Source organism: Herbaspirillum huttiense, from assembly GCF_004367745.1.
Lineage (GTDB): Bacteria > Pseudomonadota > Gammaproteobacteria > Burkholderiales > Burkholderiaceae_D > Herbaspirillum > Herbaspirillum huttiense.
In genome coordinates this window covers 168781-186362 of record NZ_CP037993.1, presented here as the reverse complement: position 1 = coordinate 186362, position 17582 = coordinate 168781, and the positions used below count along the sequence as shown (strand labels likewise).

Here is a 17582-nt window from a genome sequence, read left to right as displayed (position 1 = left end):
ACTTCAGGTACGGCCTCAAGTCAGAATGGCGGTGCGGCTCGCACCGCTGCCCGCCAGGTGACGTGAATTACTTTTCCAGACCAGCCGGCGGCCAGTTTTCCAGCTTCATGCCCAGGGTCAGGCCACGCGAAGCCAGGACTTCCTTGATTTCGTTCAGCGACTTGCGACCCAGGTTCGGGGTCTTCAGCAGTTCGTTTTCGCTGCGCTGGATCAGGTCGCCGATGTAGTAGATGTTCTCGGCCTTCAGGCAGTTTGCCGAACGGACGGTCAGTTCCAGGTCGTCGACCGGACGCAGCAGGATAGGATCGACCTGCGGTGCGCGCGACGGTGCTTCTGCAGTCGCTTCGGTGCCTTCCAGAGCAGCGAACACGTTCAGTTGATCAACCAGCACGCGGGCCGATTGGCGGATCGCTTCTTCCGGGGTGATGACGCCGTTGGTCTCGATGTTCATGACCAGCTTGTCCAGGTCGGTACGCTGTTCCACACGAGCGGATTCGACGGCGTAGGACACGCGACGCACCGGCGAGAACGACGCATCCAGGATGATGCGGCCGATGGTCTTGTTGGTGTCTTCGGACAGGCGACGCACGTTGCCCGGCACGTAGCCACGGCCCTTTTCGACCTTGATCTGCATGTCCAGCTTGCCGCCACCGGTCAGGTTGGCGATGACGTGATCCGGGTTGATCAGTTCGACGTCGTGCGGCAGATCGATATCGGAAGCCAGGACGGCGCCTTCGCCTTCCTTCTTCAGGGTCAGGGTGACTTCGTCACGGTTGTGAAGCTTGAAGACCACGCCCTTCAGGTTCAGCAGAATGTCGACGACGTCTTCCTGCACACCGTCCAGCGAGGAGTACTCGTGCACGACGCCAGCGATGGTGACTTCGGTGGGAGCGTAACCGCTCATGGTCGACAGCAGGACGCGACGCAGCGCGTTGCCCAGGGTGTGACCGTAACCACGCTCGAACGGCTCCATCACGACCTTTGCGTGACCGGGGGCCAGGGTTTCCACTTCGATGATGCGGGGCTTCAACAAACTGTTTTGCATGAATTGTCCTTTTCAATACCCTCGGCTCGTTACACCGATAAGGCTGATGGCAGTTCGGAAAAATGCCCACCATGAGGTGGGCACAGGGGTACGGCGGTACTACGAATTAACGCGAGTACAGTTCGACGATCAGCGATTCGTTGACGTCGGCAGCGATTTCGCTACGGTCCGGCGACGACTTGAAGGTGCCTTCCAGCTTCTTCGAATCCACGGAAACCCACTGCGGGAAACCGTTGGACTCGGCCAGCGACAGGGCTTCGGCGATACGCACTTGCTTCTTGGCCTTTTCACGGATGGCGATGACGTCGCCAGCCTTGACGGAGTACGAAGCGATGTTCACGACTTGACCGTTCACGGTCAGGGCCTTGTGGGACACCAGCTGACGCGCTTCAGCGCGGGTCGAGCCGAAGCCCATGCGGTAGACGACGTTGTCCAGGCGCGATTCCAGCAGCTTCAGCAGGGTTTCGCCGGTGTTGCCCTTGCGGCGGTCGGCTTCAGCGAAGTAGCGGCGGAACTGGCGCTCGAGGACGCCGTACATGCGCTTGACCTTCTGCTTTTCACGCAGCTGGTTGCCGTAGTCGGAGGTGCGGGCGCCCGAAGTGCGGCCGTGCTGACCCGGCTTGGAATCCAGCTTGCACTTGGAATCCAGCGAGCGGCGTGCGCTCTTCAGGAACAGGTCGGTGCCTTCGCGGCGGGAGAGTTTTGCTTTCGGTCCGATATAACGTGCCACGGTATTTCCTTTATCAATGACGTCCCATGTTGCCGGACGCTAGTCTGACCTGCATGCGGCCAGACAGTGGTCTTAAGAACAAAACCCGCCAAGGTGATTGGCGGGTGATTTGCCTGCGCTTTTGCCTGACGAACAGGCGAAAGCGCAAGATTATACTACAACTTAGATGCGACGGCGCTTCGGCGGACGGCAGCCGTTGTGCGGGACCGGAGTCACGTCCTGGATCTGGGTGATCTTGATGCCCAGGTTGTTCAGAGCGCGCACTGCGGATTCACGGCCCGGGCCGGGGCCCTTGATACGCACTTCCAGGTTCTTGATGCCGCACTCGATGGCAACCTTGCCGGCGCTTTCAGCGGCGACCTGGGCTGCGAACGGAGTCGACTTGCGCGAACCCTTGAAGCCAGCACCACCCGAAGTTGCCCACGACAGAGCGTTGCCCTGACGGTCGGTGATCGTGATGATGGTGTTGTTGAACGAAGCGTGAACGTGCGCGATGCCTTCAGCAACGTTCTTCTTGACTTTCTTACGAACACGCGATGCTGCTGCGTTGTTGGGGGACTTTGCCATAATTTCTTCCTTGAATCCGACCAGTGCTTGCGCCTGCCGGGATTATTTCTTCAGCGATTGAGCGGCCTTGCGCGGACCCTTGCGAGTACGGGCGTTGGTGCGGGTACGTTGACCGCGAACCGGCAGACCACGACGGTGACGTAGGCCGCGGTAGCAACCCAGGTCCATCAAACGCTTGATGTTCATGGACAACTCACGGCGCAGATCGCCTTCCACGACGAACTTGGCGATTTCGTCACGCAGCTTTTCCAGCTCGTTATCGTCCAGGTCCTTGACCTTCTTGTTGGTCGGAACGCCGGTAGCAGCGCAAATGTCTTGTGCGCGCGGACGGCCAATACCATAGATGGCGGTCAGGCCGATTACGGTGTGCTGATGGTTGGGGATGTTGACCCCTGCAATACGTGCCATTCGTTATTCCTCGATCAATAACGTTAAGTTAACCCTGGCGCTGCTTATGGCGAGGTTCGGTGCAGATCACACGAACGATACCATTGCGCTTGATGATTTTGCAGTTGCGGCAGATCCGCTTGACTGATGCGAGCACTTTCATTGTGGCCCTCTTTCTTTCAATGTTTCACTGTTACTTGGTTCGGAACACGATACGTGCCCGGCTCAAATCGTAAGGCGTCAGTTCCACCGTTACCTTATCGCCGGGCAGGATACGGATGTAATTCATGCGCATCTTGCCGGAAATATGGCCGAGTACAACGTGACCGTTTTCCAACTTAACCCTGAATGTCGCGTTGGGCAGATTTTCAAGAATCTCGCCCTGCATCTGAATAACGTCGTCTTTTGCCATTCCGTGTCTTCTTCCCTGGAGCATGAGCCCGCTTATCGCGGTGTCATGCCACCCTTGAAATTAGCTTTGCGGAGCAACGATTCATACTGCTGAGACATCACATAGTTCTGCACTTGGGCCATGAAATCCATCGTCACGACCACAATGATCAGCAGCGATGTGCCACCGAAGTAGAACGGCACCTTCCAGCGTGCGATCAGGAACTCTGGCAGCAGGCACACCAAGGTGATGTACACGGCGCCGGCCAGGGTCAGGCGCATCAGGATCTTGTCGATATAACGCGCTGTCTGGTCACCCGGACGGATACCCGGAACAAAAGCACCACTCTTCTTCAGGTTGTCTGCCGTTTCCTTGCTGTTGAACACCAGTGCGGTGTAGAAGAAGCAGAAGAAGACGATAGCTACCGCGTACAGCAAGGCATGGATCGGTTCGCCTGGTGCCATCGATGCCGCCAGATCCTTCAGGAAACGAATGAAGGGATTCGACGTATCACCGGAGGTAAACCAGCTGGTGATCGTGGCCGGGAACAGAATGATCGACGATGCAAAGATCGGCGGAATCACGCCAGCCATGTTCAGCTTCAGCGGCAAGTGGCTGCTCTGGCCACCGTAGATCTTGTTGCCGACCTGACGCTTCGCATAGTTCACCAGGATCTTGCGCTGGCCACGTTCGATGAACACCACCAGGAACGTCACCAAAGCCACGATCACGCAGATCAGGATTGCCGACAGGGCGTTCATCGAACCGGTACGGACCAGCTCGAACAAGCCACCCAGAGCATTCGGCAGACCTGCCGCAATACCGGCGAAGATGATGATCGAGATGCCATTGCCCAGACCACGTTCAGTGATCTGTTCACCCAGCCACATCAGGAACATCGTACCGGTAATCAAGGTCACCACCGTGGTCAGACGGAAAGCCAGACCCGGATCCAGCACCAGGCCGGCTTGCGATTCCAGCGCCACCGCAATGCCCAGCGCCTGGAAGGTCGCCAGCACCAGGGTGCCGTAACGGGTGTACTGCGTGATCTTGCGACGACCGGCTTCACCCTCTTTCTTCAATGCTTCCAGCTGCGGCGAAACCACCGACAGCAGCTGCATGATGATCGATGCCGAGATATACGGCATGATCCCCAGTGCGAAGATCGTAAAGCGCGACAGGGCACCACCGGAGAACATGTTGAACATGCCCAGAATGCCGCCCTGATTCTGCTTGAACAGCTGCGCCAACTGCGTCGGATCAATACCCGGAACCGGGATATGTGCACCGATGCGATAAACGATCAACGCCCCCAGCAGGAACCACAAACGACCCCAGGGGAATCCTTTTGCGGCACCTTTTGCTAATTGAGGAGTAGTTGCCAATTAATGCTCCGGGACCGGATCACTCAGCGATGGAACCACCGGCAGCTTCGATAGCGGCCTTGGCACCAGCGGTTGCGATCAGACCCTTGACGGTTACCTTCTTGGTCAGTTCGCCAGCCTTGATGATACGCACGACACGAGCCAGTTCCGACACGAGGCCGGCTTGCTTCAGTGCCAGCACGTCGATCTCGGCGACGGGCAGCTTTTCCAGGTCGGACAGGCGCACTTCAGCCTTGTAAGGCGTTGCCAGCGACTTGAAACCGCGCTTGGGCAGACGACGTTGCAGGGGCATCTGGCCGCCTTCAAAGCCGACCTTGTGGAAACCGCCCGAACGCGACTTCTGACCCTTGTGGCCGCGACCAGCGGTCTTGCCCAGGCCAGAGCCGATACCACGACCGACGCGACGCTTAGCGTGCTTGGCGCCGTCTGCGGGTTGGATAGTGTTTAATTGCATGATTCGCTCCGTTCGCAAGCCGAGGCTTACGACACAACTTTCACAAGATAGGACACTTTGTTGATCATGCCGCGCACCGACGGGGTGTCTTCCAGTTCGGACACCGAGTTGACGCGACGCAGACCCAGACCGCGCACGGTAGCGCGGTGGTCCTGACGAGTACCGATCAGACCCTTGACCAGTTTGACTTTGATTGTGTTAGCCATCTCGATCACCTTAGCCCAGGATTTCTTCGACCGACTTGCCGCGCTTGGCAGCAATTTCAGCCGGAGTGTTCATCTTCGACAGACCGTCCAGGGTGGCACGGACCATGTTGTAGGGGTTGGTCGAACCAGTCGACTTGGCCACCACGTTGGTCACGCCCATCACCTCGAAGATCGCGCGCATCGGACCACCGGCGATGACGCCAGTACCGTCCTTGGCCGGCGAGATCATCACCGACGAAGCGCCGTGCTTGCCGATGACGGTGTGTTGCACGGTACCGTTCTTCAGGGTCACCTTGATCAGCTTGCGACGAGCTTCTTCCATCGCCTTCTGCACGGCAACGGGCACTTCCTTCGACTTGCCCTTGCCCATGCCGATACGGCCATCGCCGTCACCGACCACTGCCAGCGCTGCGAAACCCATGATGCGGCCGCCCTTCACCACCTTGGTGACGCGGTTGACCGCGATCATTTTTTCGCGCATGCCGTCATCTGGCTTGTCGCTTTGCGTTTTCGATTGCATTTTTGCCATGATCGATAATCCTTAGAACTTCAGGCCGGCTTCACGCGCAGCCTCAGCCAGCGCCTTGACGCGACCGTGATAACGGAAACCGGAGCGGTCGAATGCGACTTCAGTCACACCGGCCTTCAGAGCCTTCTCCGCCACGCGCTTGCCGATCAGGGCAGCAGCGGCAGCATTGCCGCCCTTGCCGGTCTGACCTGCCAGCTGGGCGCGGACTTCTGCTTCCAGGGTGGAAGCGGAAGCCAGCACGTTGGCGTCGGGGCCGATGACGCTGGCGTAGATGTGCGTGTTGGTACGGTGCACAGCCAGACGATTCACCTTCAGTTCTGCGATCTTGGCGCGAGTCTGAGTCGCACGGCGCAGGCGAGATTGTTTCTTGTCCATCGTCAACCCCTATTACTTCTTCTTGGTTTCTTTGAGCGTCACCACTTCGTCAGCGTAGCGCACACCCTTGCCCTTGTAGGGTTCGGGTTCGCGGTACGCGCGAATTTCAGCGGCGACCTGGCCAACCACCTGGCGATCGATACCCTTGATCAGGATTTCGGTCTGGGTCGGGGTCTCAACCTTGATGCCGGCGGGCATCTGGTGAACGATGGGGTGCGAGAAGCCCAGCGACAGGTTCAGCTTGTCGCCTTGTGCTTGTGCACGGAAACCCACGCCAACCAGGTTCAGCTTCTTTTCGAAGCCCTTGGTGACGCCGTTGACCATGTTGTTGACCAGAGCACGCAGGGTGCCCGACATCGCGTTGGCTTCGCGGCTGTCATCAGCCACTTCGAAGCTCAGCGAGCCATTGTTGTTGACCACCTTGACCTTCTTGGTCAGCGGTTGGGTCAAGGAGCCCAGCGGGCCCTTGACGGTGATTTGCTCTGCAGTGATGGTCGCTTCCGCGCCATTCGGCAGTGCAACAGGCATTTTACCTACACGAGACATCTTGCACTCCTTAGGCCACGTAGCAAATCACTTCGCCACCGACACCGGTTGCGCGTGCTTTGCGATCAGTCATCACGCCGCGCGGCGTGGACACGATTGCCACACCCAGGCCATTCATGACGTTGGGGATATCGTCCTTGCCCTTGTAGATGCGCAGACCCGGACGGGACACGCGCTCCAGGCGCTCGATGACCGGACGGCCAGCGTAATACTTCAAACCGATTTTCAATTCAGCCTTGCCATCAGCGGCAACTACGGCGAAATCTTCGATATAGCCCTCGTCCTTGAGGACGTTGGCAATGGCGACCTTCACTTTGGAAGACGGCATGACGACGGTAGTCTTGTTCACGCCTTGCGCATTGCGGATACGGGTCAGCATATCGGCGATAGGATCGCTCATACTCATTGCTTCTTCTCCTATTACCAGCTAGCTTTGGTCAAACCCGGGATTTCGCCGCGCATGGCGATTTCACGGACCTTGATACGGCCCAATCCGAACTTGCGGAAAGTACCACGGGGACGGCCAGTCAGCGCGCAACGGTTGCGCTGGCGGGTCGGAGCGGAGTTACGCGGCAGAGCCTGCAGCTTCAGGCGGGCTTCGTAACGCTCTTCTTCCGACTTCGATTGGTCGTCGATAATAGCCTTCAACTCGGCGCGCTTGGCAGCATACTTCTTCACCATTTCTGCGCGCTTCTGTTCACGGTTAATCAGTGCCAGTTTTGCCATGGCATCCTCAGTTTCTGAACGGGAATTTAAATGCGGCGAGAAGCGCCTTCGCTTCGTCGTCGGTCTTTGCAGTCGTGGTGATGCTGATGTTCATGCCACGCAGTGCATCGATCTTGTCGTACTCAATTTCGGGGAAGATGATCTGCTCTTTCACACCGATGTTGTAGTTGCCACGACCATCGAACGCACGACCGGACACGCCACGGAAGTCACGCACGCGCGGCAGGGCCACGGTGATCAGACGATCCAGGAATTCGTACATGCGGGCGCCACGCAGGGTCACCATGCAACCGATCGGGTAGCCTTCGCGGATCTTGAAACCTGCGATAGCCTTGCGAGCCTTGGTCACCACCGGCTTCTGGCCAGCGATCTTGGTCAGATCGCCAACGGCGTGCTCGATGATCTTCTTGTCCGCAACTGCTTCGGACAGACCCATGTTCAGGGTGATCTTCAGGATGCGCGGAACTTCCATCACCGACTTGTACGAATACTTCGTAGTCAGATCGGCGACGACCTTATCTTTATAAAACTGTTGAAGACGTGCCATGATGTTTAAACCTTAACGACTTCGCCGTTGGACTTGTAAGCGCGGACCTTCTTGCCGTCCACTTCCTTGTAAGCCACACGATCTGCCTTGCCGGTCGCAGCGTTGAACAACGCGACGTTCGACACATGAATTGGCATCAGCTTATCGACGATGCCGCCAGTTGCACCCGTCATCGGGTTCGGACGGGTCGCCTTCTTTGCGACGTTCACGCCTTCCACGATGACATAATCGGCGTCCACACGAGCAGTCACGACACCGCGCTTGCCCTTGTCTTTGCCGGTCAACACGATGACTTCATCGTTTTTACGAATCTTTGCCATGACTACTCCTTACAGAACTTCAGGCGCCAGGGAGACGATCTTCATGAAGCGCTCTGTACGCAGCTCACGAGTCACCGGCCCAAAGATACGGGTGCCGATGGGCTCCAGCTTGGCGTTCAGCAGGACGGCAGCATTACCATCGAACTTGACCAGCGAACCATCCTGACGACGCACGCCCTTGGCGGTACGAACGACGACAGCGTTATAAATTTCACCCTTCTTGACGCGACCACGCGGTGCTGCGCTCTTGACAGTAACCTTGATCACATCGCCAATGCCCGCATAGCGGCGCTTGGAACCACCCAAGACCTTGATGCACAGAACTTCGCGCGCACCAGTGTTGTCGGCCACTTCGAGCCGGCTTTCAGTTTGAATCATGATATTTTCTTTCCCAACTTAATCCGCTTCGCAGGATGCGCTGGCGGTCAGTCTTGGTCCTGTTAGCAAGCGAACTCGCTAGTTAGGGGACGAATAGAGCTACTCTTGAGCCTTCCTCTGCAAACTTTATTTTGCAAAGAAAGAGCTCGATATTATGGCACCATAATATCGAGCACGCAAGTACTACCTTTACTGCTTAAACGATTTGTGCTTCCTGTACCACACGGGTCACAGTCCACGCCTTCGTCTTGGAGATCGGACGGCTTTCGGTGATTTCCACCACATCGCCGGCCTTCGCCGTGTTTTGCTCATCATGCGCGTGGTACTTCTTGGTGCGCTTGATGATCTTGCCGTACAGCGGGTGCTTCATTTGACGCTCGATTTCGACAGTGACGGTCTTATCCATCTTGTCCGACACAACTTTGCCAATCAGCGTGCGCTTGAGCGCTTGTTTCACTTGATCGTTCATTGTTGGCCATCCTTCGAGTTGATCACAGTTTTCACACGTGCGATGTCGCGACGTACCTTCTTCAGCTGTGCGGTATTGTTCAGTTGCTGGGTCGCAATTTGCATGCGCAGGCTGAACTGAGCTTTCAACAGCTCGCCCAGTTCCTTTTCCAGTCCTGCCTTGTCCTTACCGCGGAGTTCAGATGCTTTCATGTTCCGCTCCTAATTATTGACCGACTTGGCGAACAACGAAAGTCGTCGACAGCGGCAATTTGGCAGCAGCCAAACGGAACGCCTCGCGCGCCAGGGCTTCGTCCACACCGTCCATCTCGTACAGTACCTTACCCGGCTGGATTTCAGCCACGTAGTACTCCGGATTACCCTTGCCGTTACCCATACGCACTTCTGCGGGCTTCTGGGAAATTGGCTTGTCCGGGAAAACGCGGATCCAGATACGACCACCGCGCTTGATGTGACGGGTCATCGCACGACGAGCAGCTTCGATCTGACGGGCAGTGATACGGCCGCGGCCGGTTGCCTTCAGACCAAAATCGCCGAACGAGACGGCGGTTCCGCGGGTGTGCGAAATGCCGGTGTTACGACCTTTTTGTTCTTTACGATATTTTCTACGTGCTGGTTGCAGCATGATTATTCTCCTGCTTTCTCAGCCGATACACCGGCATCGGCAGCTTGAGGACGACCACCGCCACGCTTTGCACCGGCGCCAGGAGCACCAGTCTTGGAGCGGGGACGTGCACCCGGCTTGCCGTCGTCACGACGGGGACCACGACGCTTCTTGTCGTCTTCCAGTTCGCCGACCAGCACCGGCGATTCGCCGTTTGCCAGGCGATCGCCCTTGTAGACCCACACCTTCACACCGATGATGCCGTAGGTGGTTTCAGCTTCGCCGAAGCCATAGTCGATATCGGCGCGCAGGGTGTGCAGAGGCACACGGCCTTCGCGGTACCATTCGGTACGTGCGATTTCGATGCCGTTCAGACGACCCGACGACATGATCTTGATGCCTTGAGCGCCCAGACGCATTGCGTTCTGCATCGCACGCTTCATGGCGCGACGGAACATGATGCGCTTTTCCAGCTGCTGGCAGATCGAGTCAGCGATCAGCTGAGCATCGGCTTCCGGCTTGCGGATTTCTTCGATGTTGACGTGCACGGGCACGCCCATCAGCTTGGCCAGTGCCGACTTCAGCACTTCGATGTCTTCGCCCTTCTTGCCGATCACAACGCCCGGACGGGAGCTGTAAATGGTGATGCGGGCGTTCTTGGCCGGACGCTCGATGACCACGCGGCCAACCGAGGCGTTCTTCAGCTTCTTCTTCAGGTAAGCGCGGACCTTCAGGTCCTCGTTGAGCATGTCGGCAAAGTTGTTGTTGCCTGCATACCAACGCGAGCCCCAGTTACGCGTAACCGCCAGACGGAAACCGGTTGGATGAATCTTCTGTCCCATCGTGACTCCTTAGTTTCCGACGGTCACGTAAATGTGACACGACTGCTTGGAAATACGATCACCACGGCCCTTAGCACGCGCCGTGAAGCGCTTGAGGACCGCACCCTTTTCCACATAAATGGTCTTGACTTTCAGCTCGTCAATGTCGGCACCATCGTTGTGTTCGGCGTTCGCGATAGCGGACTCCAGAACCTTCTTGATGATGACCGCGCCCTTCTTGGGGCTGAAGGCCAAGATATTCAGTGCCTGATCAACTTTTTTACCGCGGATCAGGTCTGCAACCAGGCGGCCTTTCTGGGCCGACAGGTGCACACCGCGCAGAGTAGCTTTAGTTTCCATCATAGGACCTTATTTCTTAGCCTTCTTATCGGCAGCGTGACCCTTGAAAGTACGGGTCAGCGCGAATTCGCCGAGCTTGTGACCAACCATGTTTTCCGACACATAGACCGGCACGTGTGCCTTGCCATTGTGCACGGCAATCGTCAGGCCGATGAAGTCCGGCATGATGGTCGAACGACGCGACCAGGTCTTGATCGGCTTCTTGTCCTTGGTAGCCTGGGCAGCCTCAACCTTTTTCACCAGGTGGGCGTCGCAGAAAGGACCTTTTTTCAATGAACGTGTCATGTTTTATCCTTTATTTCTTGCCGCGACGCGAGACAATCATCGAAGTCGTACGCTTGTTGCTACGAGTCTTCTTGCCCTTGGTCTGCTGGCCCCACGGGGAAACCGGGTGACGGCCAGCGGCGGTCTTGCCTTCACCACCACCGTGCGGGTGATCCACCGGGTTCATGACAACGCCACGAACGGTCGGACGCACACCGCGCCAACGGGTTGCACCGGCCTTACCGATCTTGCGCAGGTTGTGCTCGCCGTTACCGACTTCACCGATGGTGGCGCGGCATTCGATGTGAACACGACGCACTTCACCGGAACGCAGACGAACCTGAGCGTAGGTGCCTTCGCGTGCCATCAGCACGACAGCAGCACCAGCGGTACGGGCGATTTGCGCACCCTTGCCCGGCAGCATTTCCACGCAGTGGATGGTGGTACCGACGGGGATGTTGCGGATCGGCAGAGTGTTGCCCGACTTGATCGGAGCTTCAGAACCGCTGATCAGCTGATCGCCAACCGACACGCCCTTGGGAGCGATGATGTACTTGCGCTCGCCGTCCGCGTAGCACAGCAGTGCGATGTGCGCGGTACGGTTCGGGTCGTATTCAATACGCTCAACCTTGGCAGGAATACCATCCTTGTTGCGACGGAAGTCGACAACACGGTAGTGCTGCTTGTGACCACCGCCGATGTGGCGGGTGGTGATGTGGCCATTGTTGTTACGGCCGGCGGTCTTGGACTTCTTTTCGACCAGCGATGCCAGCGGACGGCCCTTGTACAGGTCGGGATTGACGACCTTGACCATGCCGCGCCGACCGGGCGAGGTCGGCTTCACTTTTACGAGTGCCATTATTTAGCCTCCTCGGTGAAGTTGATTTCTTGACCCGGCTTCAGGCTGACGAAAGCACGGCGGGTGTGGTTGCGGCGGCCCATACCGTTGCGCGAGCGCTTCTGCTTGCCCTGACGGTTGGCGACTTGCACCGACTCCACTTCCACCTTGAACAGCAGTTCGACGGCGGCCTTGACTTCCAGCTTGGTAGCATCCTTGGCGACCAGGAAGACGACTTGCTCGTTCTTCTCGGCGACAAAGGTTGCCTTTTCGGAGATCACCGGTGCCAGCAGCACCTTCATCAGGCGCTCTTCGCTATGTTTCACGATTGCGTTCATGCCAGCAACTCCTCAATCTTTGCCAGAGCCGGCTTGGTGATCAAGACATTCTTGAAGTACACCAGCGACACGGGATCAGCTTGACGCGGCTCGACCACCAGCACGCCCGGCAGGTTGCGCGAGGCCAGCAGCAGCTTTTCGTCCAGGCTGTCGGTAATAACCAGCACCGATTCCATGCCCATGCCCTTCAACTTCTGGGCCAGCAGCTTGGTCTTCGGGGCTTCGACGGCGAACTCTTCGACGACCGACAGGCGGCCTTCACGAGCCAACTGGGACAGGATCGAGCAGACACCTGCGCGATACATCTTCTTGTTGACCTTGTGGGTGAAGTTTTCGTCAGGCGAGTTCGGGAAGATACGGCCACCACCGCGCCACAGAGGCGAAGAGGACATACCGGCACGTGCACGGCCAGTACCCTTTTGACGCCAAGGCTTCTTGGTGGTGTGGCTGACTTCTTCACGATCCTTTTGCTTGCGGTTGCCGCTACGAGCGTTGGCTTGGTAGGCAACCACGACCTGGTGGATCAGGGCTTCGTTGTAGTCACGACCGAAAATGGTATCCGGTGCGGCGACGTTCGAAGCAGCTTGACCTTGGTCATTCAGGAGCTTCAGTTCCATTATTAAGCCCCCTTCTTCGCTTTGACTTTGACTGCCGGCGAAACGATCACTTGACCGTTCTTGGCGCCAGGAACGGCACCCTTCACCAGCAGCAACTGACGCTCTGCGTCCACACGGGCGATTTCCAGGTTCTGGACGGTGGTCTTGACATCACCCAGATGACCGGTCATGCGCTTGCCGGGGAACACGCGGCCCGGATCCTGCGCCATACCGATGGAGCCAGGAACGTTGTGCGAGCGGGAGTTACCGTGGGTCGCGCGACCCGACGAGAAGTTGTAACGCTTGATGGTACCGGCGTAGCCCTTACCGATCGACACGCCTTGCACGTCGACTTTCTGGCCAGCTTCAAACATGCCGATGCCAACGACGTCGCCAGCCTTCAGTTCGGCAGCCTTGGAAGCGTCAACACGGAATTCTTTGAGGACAGTACCTGCCTCTACGCCAGCTTTGGCGAAGTGGCCGGCGGCGGCTTTCACCACGCGCGAAGCGCGGCGTTGACCGAAGGTCACCTGAACAGCGGAATAACCATCCACTTCAGGCGTTTTGATTTGAGTCACGCGGTTGTTGGACACGTCCAGCACGGTCACAGGGATCGAATCCCCATCTTCCGTGAAGATGCGCATCATACCAACCTTGCGACCAACAAGGCCCAGGCTCATTGTTTTCTCCATTCCCGCCTGCGATTGGGCGGGGCTGATGTTCGTACTACCATAAATTATGGGCTTTGCAAACGCAAAACCCACATCGAAGCCGAGCATTATAGCCCGTAAAACAAAAGCGCACAACCGAGGTTGTGCGCTTTTCCAACACTATGCCAGCTGATTACTGCAGCTTGATTTCAACATCAACGCCAGCGGGCAGGTCCAGCTTCATCAATGCGTCAACCGTCTTGTCGGTCGGATCGACGATATCCATCAGGCGCTGATGGGTACGGATTTCGAACTGATCGCGGGAGGTCTTGTTGACGTGCGGCGAACGCAGGACGTCGAAGCGCTGGATGCGGGTCGGCAGGGGAACCGGGCCCTTGACGACAGCGCCGGTACGCTTGGCGGTGTCAACGATTTCCAGTGCGGACTGGTCGATCAGACGATAGTCGAAAGCTTTCAGACGGATACGGATTTTTTGGCTAGGAACCGACATGATTTTCCTTTAAAGAACGAACCGGGGATGGGGATCATCCCCGGCGATGTTAAAAATGCGACTAGTGTTACTGGGGTACTGCTACTGCTGATCTGACGATTAGTCGAAGATCTTGGCAACCACGCCGGCGCCGACGGTACGGCCGCCTTCACGGATAGCGAAGCGCAGACCTTCTTCCATGGCGATCGGGTTGATCAGTTGCACGGTGATCGACACGTTGTCGCCCGGCATGACCATTTCCTTGTCCTTCGGCAGTTCGATCGCACCGGTCACGTCGGTGGTACGGAAGTAGAACTGCGGACGGTAGTTGTTGAAGAACGGGGTGTGACGGCCGCCTTCATCCTTCGACAGAACATAGATCTCGCCGGTGAAGTGCTTGTGCGGCTTGATCGAACCCGGCTTGGCCAGAACCTGGCCACGCTGCACGTCTTCACGCTTGGTGCCGCGCAGCAGCACGCCGACGTTGTCGCCAGCTTGACCCTGGTCCAGCAGCTTGCGGAACATTTCCACGCCGGTGCAGGTGGTCTTCTGGGTGTCAGCGATACCGACGATTTCGATTTCTTCGCCGACCTTGATGATGCCGCGCTCAACGCGACCGGTCACCACGGTGCCACGGCCGGAGATCGAGAACACGTCTTCCACCGGCATCAGGAAGGTACCGTCAACGGCACGTTCCGGGGTCGGGATGTAGGTGTCCAGGGCTTCAGCCAGGGCCATGATCGCTTGTTCGCCCAGGGGACCAGTGTCGCCTTCCAGCGCCAGCTTGGCCGAACCCTTCACGATGGGCAGGTCGTCGCCAGGGAACTCGTACTTCGACAGCAGTTCGCGGACTTCCATTTCCACCAGTTCCAGCAGTTCAGCGTCGTCCACCATGTCAGCCTTGTTCAGGAAGACGATGATGTAAGGAACGCCAACCTGACGCGACAGCAGGATGTGTTCGCGGGTCTGGGGCATCGGGCCGTCAGCGGCCGAGCACACCAGGATCGCGCCGTCCATCTGGGCTGCGCCGGTGATCATGTTCTTCACATAGTCGGCGTGGCCTGGGCAGTCAACGTGCGCGTAGTGGCGGTTTGCGGTTTCGTATTCGACGTGCGCGGTGTTGATGGTGATGCCGCGTGCCTTTTCTTCAGGCGCTGCGTCGATCTGGTCGTAGGCCTTCGCTTCGCCGCCGAACTTCTTCGACAGAACGGTTGCGATTGCAGCGGTCAGGGTGGTCTTGCCGTGGTCAACGTGACCGATGGTGCCGACGTTCACGTGCGGCTTGGTCCGTTCAAACTTGCCTTTTGCCATTTTAAATTTCCTTCAAAAGAACGATATGTTCGATGTTCAATATTCAATGTAAGGCTGGTGATCCAGCCAGCGATCCCCTCCACTCGGAAGAGATCGCCATTCCTGCAACTTACTTGGCCTTGGAAGTGACGATTGCGTCGATCACGTTCTTGGGCGCTTCGGAGTAGTGCTTGAATTCCATCGAGTAGGTTGCACGGCCTTGAGTAGCCGAACGCAGCGTGGTCGAGTAACCAAACATTTCCGACAGGGGCACTTCAGCCTTGATGATCTTGCCACCACCGCCGGCGATTTCATCCATGCCCTGGACCATGCCACGGCGGGAGGACAGATCGCCCATCACGGTACCGGCGTAATCTTCCGGGGTTTCCACTTCGACAGCCATCATCGGTTCCAGGATGACGGGGCTGGCGCGGCGGCAACCATCCTTGAAGGCCATCGAACCGGCCATGCGGAAGGCGTTTTCGTTCGAGTCCACATCGTGGTACGAACCGAAGAACAGGGTGACCTTGACGTCAACGACAGGGTAACCAGCCAGCACGCCGGTGTTCAGGGTTTCACGCACGCCCTTTTCAACGGCCGGGATGAATTCGCGAGGAACGGTACCGCCCTTGATCGCGTCGACGAACTCGAAGCCCTTGCCGGCTTCTTGCGGCTCGATCTTCAGGACGACGTGACCGTACTGACCACGACCACCCGACTGCTTGACGAACTTGCCTTCGGACTCTTCGCAGGTCTTGCGGATGGTTTCGCGGTAAGCCACTTGCGGCTTGCCGACGGTGGCTTCCACGTTGAATTCACGCTTCATGCGGTCAACGATGATGTCCAGGTGCAACTCGCCCATACCGGCGATGATGGTCTGACCCGATTCTTCGTCGGTACGCACGCGGAACGACGGATCTTCAGCTGCCAGGCGGTTCAGGGCCAGGCCCATCTTTTCCTGGTCGGCCTTGGTCTTGGGTTCCACAGCCTGCGAGATCACCGGCTCGGGGAAGACCATGCGCTCCAGCACGACCATTGCCTTGTCGTCGCACAGGGTGTCACCGGTGGTGGTGTCCTTCAGGCCCACGACGGCGGCGATGTCACCGGCCATCATTTCCTTGATTTCTTCACGCTGGTTGGCGTGCATCTGAACGATACGGCCGATACGTTCCTTCTTCGACTTCACCGAGTTCAGCACGGTGTCGCCCGAGTTCAGGGTACCGGAGTAGCAGCGGATGAAGCACAGCTGGCCAACGAACGGGTCGGTGGCGATCTTGAAGGCCAGGGCGGAGAACTTCTCGTCGTCCTTGGCTTCGCGCACGACCGGCTCGTCGTCTTCGTTCAGGCCCGGAACCGGGGGAATGTCCACCGGCGACGGCAGGTATTCGACCACGCCGTCCAGCATGGCTTGCACGCCCTTGTTCTTGAAGGCGGTGCCGCACATCATCGGGACGATTTCGCCGGAGATGGTGCGTTGACGGATCGCGCCCTTGATTTCGGCTTCGGTCAGGTCGCCTTCTTCCAGGTACTTGTTCATCAGGTCTTCCGATGCTTCAGCAGCGGTTTCGACCAGGTTTTCGCGCCACTTCTGGGCTTCAGCCTTCAGGCCTTCCGGAATGTCGCGGTAGTCAAACTTCATGCCCTGGGAAGCGTCGTCCCAGTAGATCGCGCGCATCTTGACCAGGTCGATCACGCCTTCGAAGTTTTCTTCGGCGCCGATAGGCACTTGCATCGGGATCGGGTTGGCCTTCAGGCGAGCACGCATCTGCTCATAGACCTTGAAGAAGTTGGCACCGGTACGGTCCATCTTGTTGACGAAGGCCAGACGCGGGACCTTGTACTTGTTGGCCTGACGCCACACGGTTTCCGACTGAGGCTGCACGCCGCCCACTGCGCAGTAGACCATGCAGGCGCCGTCGAGCACGCGCATCGAACGTTCCACTTCGATGGTGAAGTCAACGTGACCCGGGGTGTCGATGATGTTGATGTGGTGGGCCGGGAAGTTGTTCGCCATGCCCTTCCAGTAACAGGTGGTCGCAGCGGACGTGATGGTGATGCCGCGCTCTTGTTCCTGTTCCATCCAGTCCATGGTGGCGGCGCCGTCGTGCACTTCACCGATCTTGTGGTTCACACCGGTGTAGAACAGCACGCGCTCGGTCGTGGTGGTCTTGCCAGCATCGATGTGCGCGGAGATACCGATGTTGCGGTAGCGCTCAATGGGGGTCTTGCGAGCCATGATTTATTCCTAAGTCTTTAATGCACGAAACCGAGCGTCAT

The 17582-nt window shown here is 57.8% G+C and carries 30 protein-coding genes; all 30 read right to left on the bottom strand.

Going from position 1 to position 17582, the window contains the following annotated elements; translation table 11 throughout:
• Positions 1-67: 67 nt before the first annotated feature.
• The 30 genes from E2K99_RS00910 to fusA all read right to left on the bottom strand — a co-directional run bounded on the left by E2K99_RS00910 (position 68) and on the right by fusA (position 17541).
• Positions 68-1045, bottom strand: a complete 978-nt coding sequence (locus E2K99_RS00910; protein WP_006464909.1) for a DNA-directed RNA polymerase subunit alpha — start codon at positions 1043-1045, stop codon at positions 68-70.
• A gap of 106 nt (positions 1046-1151) precedes the next feature.
• On the bottom strand, positions 1152-1775 hold the full coding sequence (gene rpsD / locus E2K99_RS00905) for a 30S ribosomal protein S4 (protein ID WP_008334157.1): 624 nt from the start codon (positions 1773-1775) through the stop codon (positions 1152-1154).
• 162 nt (positions 1776-1937) lie between these two features.
• Complete coding sequence (gene rpsK / locus E2K99_RS00900; RefSeq protein WP_006464911.1) at positions 1938-2342, bottom strand: 30S ribosomal protein S11; 405 nt, start codon at positions 2340-2342, stop codon at positions 1938-1940.
• 42 nt (positions 2343-2384) lie between these two features.
• Positions 2385-2750, bottom strand: coding sequence for a 30S ribosomal protein S13 (gene rpsM / locus E2K99_RS00895; RefSeq protein ID WP_006464912.1), 366 nt, complete (start codon positions 2748-2750; stop codon positions 2385-2387).
• A gap of 28 nt (positions 2751-2778) precedes the next feature.
• Positions 2779-2892 carry a 50S ribosomal protein L36 gene (gene rpmJ / locus E2K99_RS00890; RefSeq protein WP_013232189.1) on the bottom strand — a complete coding sequence of 38 codons (114 nt, stop codon included), beginning with the start codon at positions 2890-2892 and terminating at the stop codon, positions 2779-2781.
• A 30-nt stretch (positions 2893-2922) separates the two neighbouring features.
• The gene (infA, locus tag E2K99_RS00885; protein ID WP_005663428.1) at positions 2923-3141 is read right to left on the bottom strand and encodes a translation initiation factor IF-1; all 219 of its coding nucleotides are present in this window, start codon (positions 3139-3141) and stop codon (positions 2923-2925) included.
• 32 nt (positions 3142-3173) lie between these two features.
• Complete coding sequence (gene secY / locus E2K99_RS00880; RefSeq protein WP_013232188.1) at positions 3174-4505, bottom strand: preprotein translocase subunit SecY; 1332 nt, start codon at positions 4503-4505, stop codon at positions 3174-3176.
• 19 nt (positions 4506-4524) lie between these two features.
• Entirely contained in the window at positions 4525-4959 is a 435-nt protein-coding gene (gene rplO / locus E2K99_RS00875; protein WP_008334147.1) for a 50S ribosomal protein L15, read from the bottom strand.
• Between the two features lie 26 nt (positions 4960-4985).
• Positions 4986-5165: a 50S ribosomal protein L30 gene (gene rpmD / locus E2K99_RS00870; RefSeq protein ID WP_006464916.1), complete on the bottom strand. Its 180-nt coding sequence runs from the start codon at positions 5163-5165 to the stop codon at positions 4986-4988.
• Between the two features lie 10 nt (positions 5166-5175).
• Positions 5176-5694: a 30S ribosomal protein S5 gene (gene rpsE / locus E2K99_RS00865; protein ID WP_006464917.1), complete on the bottom strand. Its 519-nt coding sequence runs from the start codon at positions 5692-5694 to the stop codon at positions 5176-5178.
• 12 nt (positions 5695-5706) lie between these two features.
• A complete protein-coding gene (rplR, locus tag E2K99_RS00860; RefSeq protein ID WP_008334143.1) occupies positions 5707-6069 on the bottom strand; it encodes a 50S ribosomal protein L18 in 363 nt (120 codons plus the stop codon).
• 12 nt (positions 6070-6081) lie between these two features.
• Positions 6082-6615, bottom strand: a complete 534-nt coding sequence (rplF, locus tag E2K99_RS00855) for a 50S ribosomal protein L6 (protein WP_008334141.1) — start codon at positions 6613-6615, stop codon at positions 6082-6084.
• A gap of 10 nt (positions 6616-6625) precedes the next feature.
• On the bottom strand, positions 6626-7021 hold the full coding sequence (gene rpsH, locus E2K99_RS00850; protein WP_006464920.1) for a 30S ribosomal protein S8: 396 nt from the start codon (positions 7019-7021) through the stop codon (positions 6626-6628).
• Positions 7022-7035: 14 nt separating this feature from the next.
• Entirely contained in the window at positions 7036-7341 is a 306-nt protein-coding gene (rpsN, locus tag E2K99_RS00845; RefSeq protein WP_008334139.1) for a 30S ribosomal protein S14, read from the bottom strand.
• A gap of 7 nt (positions 7342-7348) precedes the next feature.
• Positions 7349-7888 (bottom strand): 50S ribosomal protein L5, encoded by a 540-nt coding sequence (gene rplE / locus E2K99_RS00840; RefSeq protein WP_006464922.1) that lies wholly within the window; start codon positions 7886-7888, stop codon positions 7349-7351.
• Between the two features lie 5 nt (positions 7889-7893).
• On the bottom strand, positions 7894-8208 hold the full coding sequence (rplX, locus tag E2K99_RS00835) for a 50S ribosomal protein L24 (RefSeq protein WP_034339785.1): 315 nt from the start codon (positions 8206-8208) through the stop codon (positions 7894-7896).
• Between the two features lie 9 nt (positions 8209-8217).
• Positions 8218-8586 carry a 50S ribosomal protein L14 gene (rplN, locus tag E2K99_RS00830; RefSeq protein ID WP_006464924.1) on the bottom strand — a complete coding sequence of 123 codons (369 nt, stop codon included), beginning with the start codon at positions 8584-8586 and terminating at the stop codon, positions 8218-8220.
• Between the two features lie 196 nt (positions 8587-8782).
• Positions 8783-9055: a 30S ribosomal protein S17 gene (gene rpsQ / locus E2K99_RS00825; RefSeq protein WP_034333526.1), complete on the bottom strand. Its 273-nt coding sequence runs from the start codon at positions 9053-9055 to the stop codon at positions 8783-8785.
• On the bottom strand, positions 9052-9246 hold the full coding sequence (gene rpmC / locus E2K99_RS00820) for a 50S ribosomal protein L29 (RefSeq protein ID WP_006464926.1): 195 nt from the start codon (positions 9244-9246) through the stop codon (positions 9052-9054). The genes rpsQ and rpmC overlap by 4 nt, the downstream gene beginning before the upstream one ends.
• A gap of 13 nt (positions 9247-9259) precedes the next feature.
• Positions 9260-9679 carry a 50S ribosomal protein L16 gene (rplP, locus tag E2K99_RS00815; RefSeq protein WP_008334136.1) on the bottom strand — a complete coding sequence of 140 codons (420 nt, stop codon included), beginning with the start codon at positions 9677-9679 and terminating at the stop codon, positions 9260-9262.
• 2 nt (positions 9680-9681) lie between these two features.
• A complete protein-coding gene (rpsC, locus tag E2K99_RS00810) occupies positions 9682-10500 on the bottom strand; it encodes a 30S ribosomal protein S3 (protein WP_008334135.1) in 819 nt (272 codons plus the stop codon).
• Between the two features lie 9 nt (positions 10501-10509).
• On the bottom strand, positions 10510-10842 hold the full coding sequence (gene rplV / locus E2K99_RS00805) for a 50S ribosomal protein L22 (RefSeq protein WP_008334132.1): 333 nt from the start codon (positions 10840-10842) through the stop codon (positions 10510-10512).
• Positions 10843-10848: 6 nt separating this feature from the next.
• Positions 10849-11124 carry a 30S ribosomal protein S19 gene (gene rpsS / locus E2K99_RS00800; RefSeq protein ID WP_006464930.1) on the bottom strand — a complete coding sequence of 92 codons (276 nt, stop codon included), beginning with the start codon at positions 11122-11124 and terminating at the stop codon, positions 10849-10851.
• 10 nt (positions 11125-11134) lie between these two features.
• Positions 11135-11962 (bottom strand): 50S ribosomal protein L2, encoded by an 828-nt coding sequence (rplB, locus tag E2K99_RS00795; RefSeq protein ID WP_006464931.1) that lies wholly within the window; start codon positions 11960-11962, stop codon positions 11135-11137.
• Positions 11962-12279: a 50S ribosomal protein L23 gene (gene rplW / locus E2K99_RS00790; protein WP_006464932.1), complete on the bottom strand. Its 318-nt coding sequence runs from the start codon at positions 12277-12279 to the stop codon at positions 11962-11964. The genes rplB and rplW overlap by 1 nt, the downstream gene beginning before the upstream one ends.
• Positions 12276-12896 (bottom strand): 50S ribosomal protein L4, encoded by a 621-nt coding sequence (rplD, locus tag E2K99_RS00785; protein WP_006464933.1) that lies wholly within the window; start codon positions 12894-12896, stop codon positions 12276-12278. Before rplD ends, rplW begins: the two co-directional genes overlap by 4 nt.
• A gap of 2 nt (positions 12897-12898) precedes the next feature.
• Entirely contained in the window at positions 12899-13567 is a 669-nt protein-coding gene (gene rplC / locus E2K99_RS00780) for a 50S ribosomal protein L3 (protein ID WP_013232185.1), read from the bottom strand.
• A 151-nt stretch (positions 13568-13718) separates the two neighbouring features.
• Entirely contained in the window at positions 13719-14036 is a 318-nt protein-coding gene (gene rpsJ / locus E2K99_RS00775; protein WP_006464935.1) for a 30S ribosomal protein S10, read from the bottom strand.
• 99 nt (positions 14037-14135) lie between these two features.
• Positions 14136-15326 (bottom strand): elongation factor Tu, encoded by a 1191-nt coding sequence (gene tuf / locus E2K99_RS00770; protein WP_008334097.1) that lies wholly within the window; start codon positions 15324-15326, stop codon positions 14136-14138.
• A gap of 109 nt (positions 15327-15435) precedes the next feature.
• Entirely contained in the window at positions 15436-17541 is a 2106-nt protein-coding gene (gene fusA / locus E2K99_RS00765; RefSeq protein ID WP_039790348.1) for an elongation factor G, read from the bottom strand.
• Positions 17542-17582 lie beyond the last annotated feature (41 nt).

What these genes read in the sequence shown, in the direction of transcription:
- rplX (WP_034339785.1), bottom strand. Translation starts at nt 8,208, where the DNA reads ATGGCAAAGATTCGTAAAAACGATGAAGTCATCGTGTTGACCGGCAAA.
- rpsE (WP_006464917.1), bottom strand. Translation starts at nt 5,694, where the DNA reads ATGGCAAAAATGCAATCGAAAACGCAAAGCGACAAGCCAGATGACGGC.
- rpsH (WP_006464920.1), bottom strand. Translation starts at nt 7,021, where the DNA reads ATGAGTATGAGCGATCCTATCGCCGATATGCTGACCCGTATCCGCAAT.
- rplC (WP_013232185.1), bottom strand. Translation starts at nt 13,567, where the DNA reads ATGGAGAAAACAATGAGCCTGGGCCTTGTTGGTCGCAAGGTTGGTATG.
- rplE (WP_006464922.1), bottom strand. Translation starts at nt 7,888, where the DNA reads ATGGCACGTCTTCAACAGTTTTATAAAGATAAGGTCGTCGCCGATCTG.
- rplV (WP_008334132.1), bottom strand. Translation starts at nt 10,842, where the DNA reads ATGATGGAAACTAAAGCTACTCTGCGCGGTGTGCACCTGTCGGCCCAG.
- rpmC (WP_006464926.1), bottom strand. Translation starts at nt 9,246, where the DNA reads ATGAAAGCATCTGAACTCCGCGGTAAGGACAAGGCAGGACTGGAAAAG.
- rplP (WP_008334136.1), bottom strand. Translation starts at nt 9,679, where the DNA reads ATGCTGCAACCAGCACGTAGAAAATATCGTAAAGAACAAAAAGGTCGT.
- rpsJ (WP_006464935.1), bottom strand. Translation starts at nt 14,036, where the DNA reads ATGTCGGTTCCTAGCCAAAAAATCCGTATCCGTCTGAAAGCTTTCGAC.
- rpsS (WP_006464930.1), bottom strand. Translation starts at nt 11,124, where the DNA reads ATGACACGTTCATTGAAAAAAGGTCCTTTCTGCGACGCCCACCTGGTG.
- rpmJ (WP_013232189.1), bottom strand. Translation starts at nt 2,892, where the DNA reads ATGAAAGTGCTCGCATCAGTCAAGCGGATCTGCCGCAACTGCAAAATC.
- rplR (WP_008334143.1), bottom strand. Translation starts at nt 6,069, where the DNA reads ATGGACAAGAAACAATCTCGCCTGCGCCGTGCGACTCAGACTCGCGCC.
- rplW (WP_006464932.1), bottom strand. Translation starts at nt 12,279, where the DNA reads ATGAACGCAATCGTGAAACATAGCGAAGAGCGCCTGATGAAGGTGCTG.
- rpsN (WP_008334139.1), bottom strand. Translation starts at nt 7,341, where the DNA reads ATGGCAAAACTGGCACTGATTAACCGTGAACAGAAGCGCGCAGAAATG.
- E2K99_RS00910 (WP_006464909.1), bottom strand. Translation starts at nt 1,045, where the DNA reads ATGCAAAACAGTTTGTTGAAGCCCCGCATCATCGAAGTGGAAACCCTG.
- rplB (WP_006464931.1), bottom strand. Translation starts at nt 11,962, where the DNA reads ATGGCACTCGTAAAAGTGAAGCCGACCTCGCCCGGTCGGCGCGGCATG.
- rpsQ (WP_034333526.1), bottom strand. Translation starts at nt 9,055, where the DNA reads ATGAACGATCAAGTGAAACAAGCGCTCAAGCGCACGCTGATTGGCAAA.
- rpsC (WP_008334135.1), bottom strand. Translation starts at nt 10,500, where the DNA reads ATGGGACAGAAGATTCATCCAACCGGTTTCCGTCTGGCGGTTACGCGT.
- rplD (WP_006464933.1), bottom strand. Translation starts at nt 12,896, where the DNA reads ATGGAACTGAAGCTCCTGAATGACCAAGGTCAAGCTGCTTCGAACGTC.
- tuf (WP_008334097.1), bottom strand. Translation starts at nt 15,326, where the DNA reads ATGGCAAAAGGCAAGTTTGAACGGACCAAGCCGCACGTGAACGTCGGC.
- fusA (WP_039790348.1), bottom strand. Translation starts at nt 17,541, where the DNA reads ATGGCTCGCAAGACCCCCATTGAGCGCTACCGCAACATCGGTATCTCC.
- rplO (WP_008334147.1), bottom strand. Translation starts at nt 4,959, where the DNA reads ATGCAATTAAACACTATCCAACCCGCAGACGGCGCCAAGCACGCTAAG.
- rpmD (WP_006464916.1), bottom strand. Translation starts at nt 5,165, where the DNA reads ATGGCTAACACAATCAAAGTCAAACTGGTCAAGGGTCTGATCGGTACT.
- rplF (WP_008334141.1), bottom strand. Translation starts at nt 6,615, where the DNA reads ATGTCTCGTGTAGGTAAAATGCCTGTTGCACTGCCGAATGGCGCGGAA.
- infA (WP_005663428.1), bottom strand. Translation starts at nt 3,141, where the DNA reads ATGGCAAAAGACGACGTTATTCAGATGCAGGGCGAGATTCTTGAAAAT.
- rpsM (WP_006464912.1), bottom strand. Translation starts at nt 2,750, where the DNA reads ATGGCACGTATTGCAGGGGTCAACATCCCCAACCATCAGCACACCGTA.
- rplN (WP_006464924.1), bottom strand. Translation starts at nt 8,586, where the DNA reads ATGATTCAAACTGAAAGCCGGCTCGAAGTGGCCGACAACACTGGTGCG.
- rpsK (WP_006464911.1), bottom strand. Translation starts at nt 2,342, where the DNA reads ATGGCAAAGTCCCCCAACAACGCAGCAGCATCGCGTGTTCGTAAGAAA.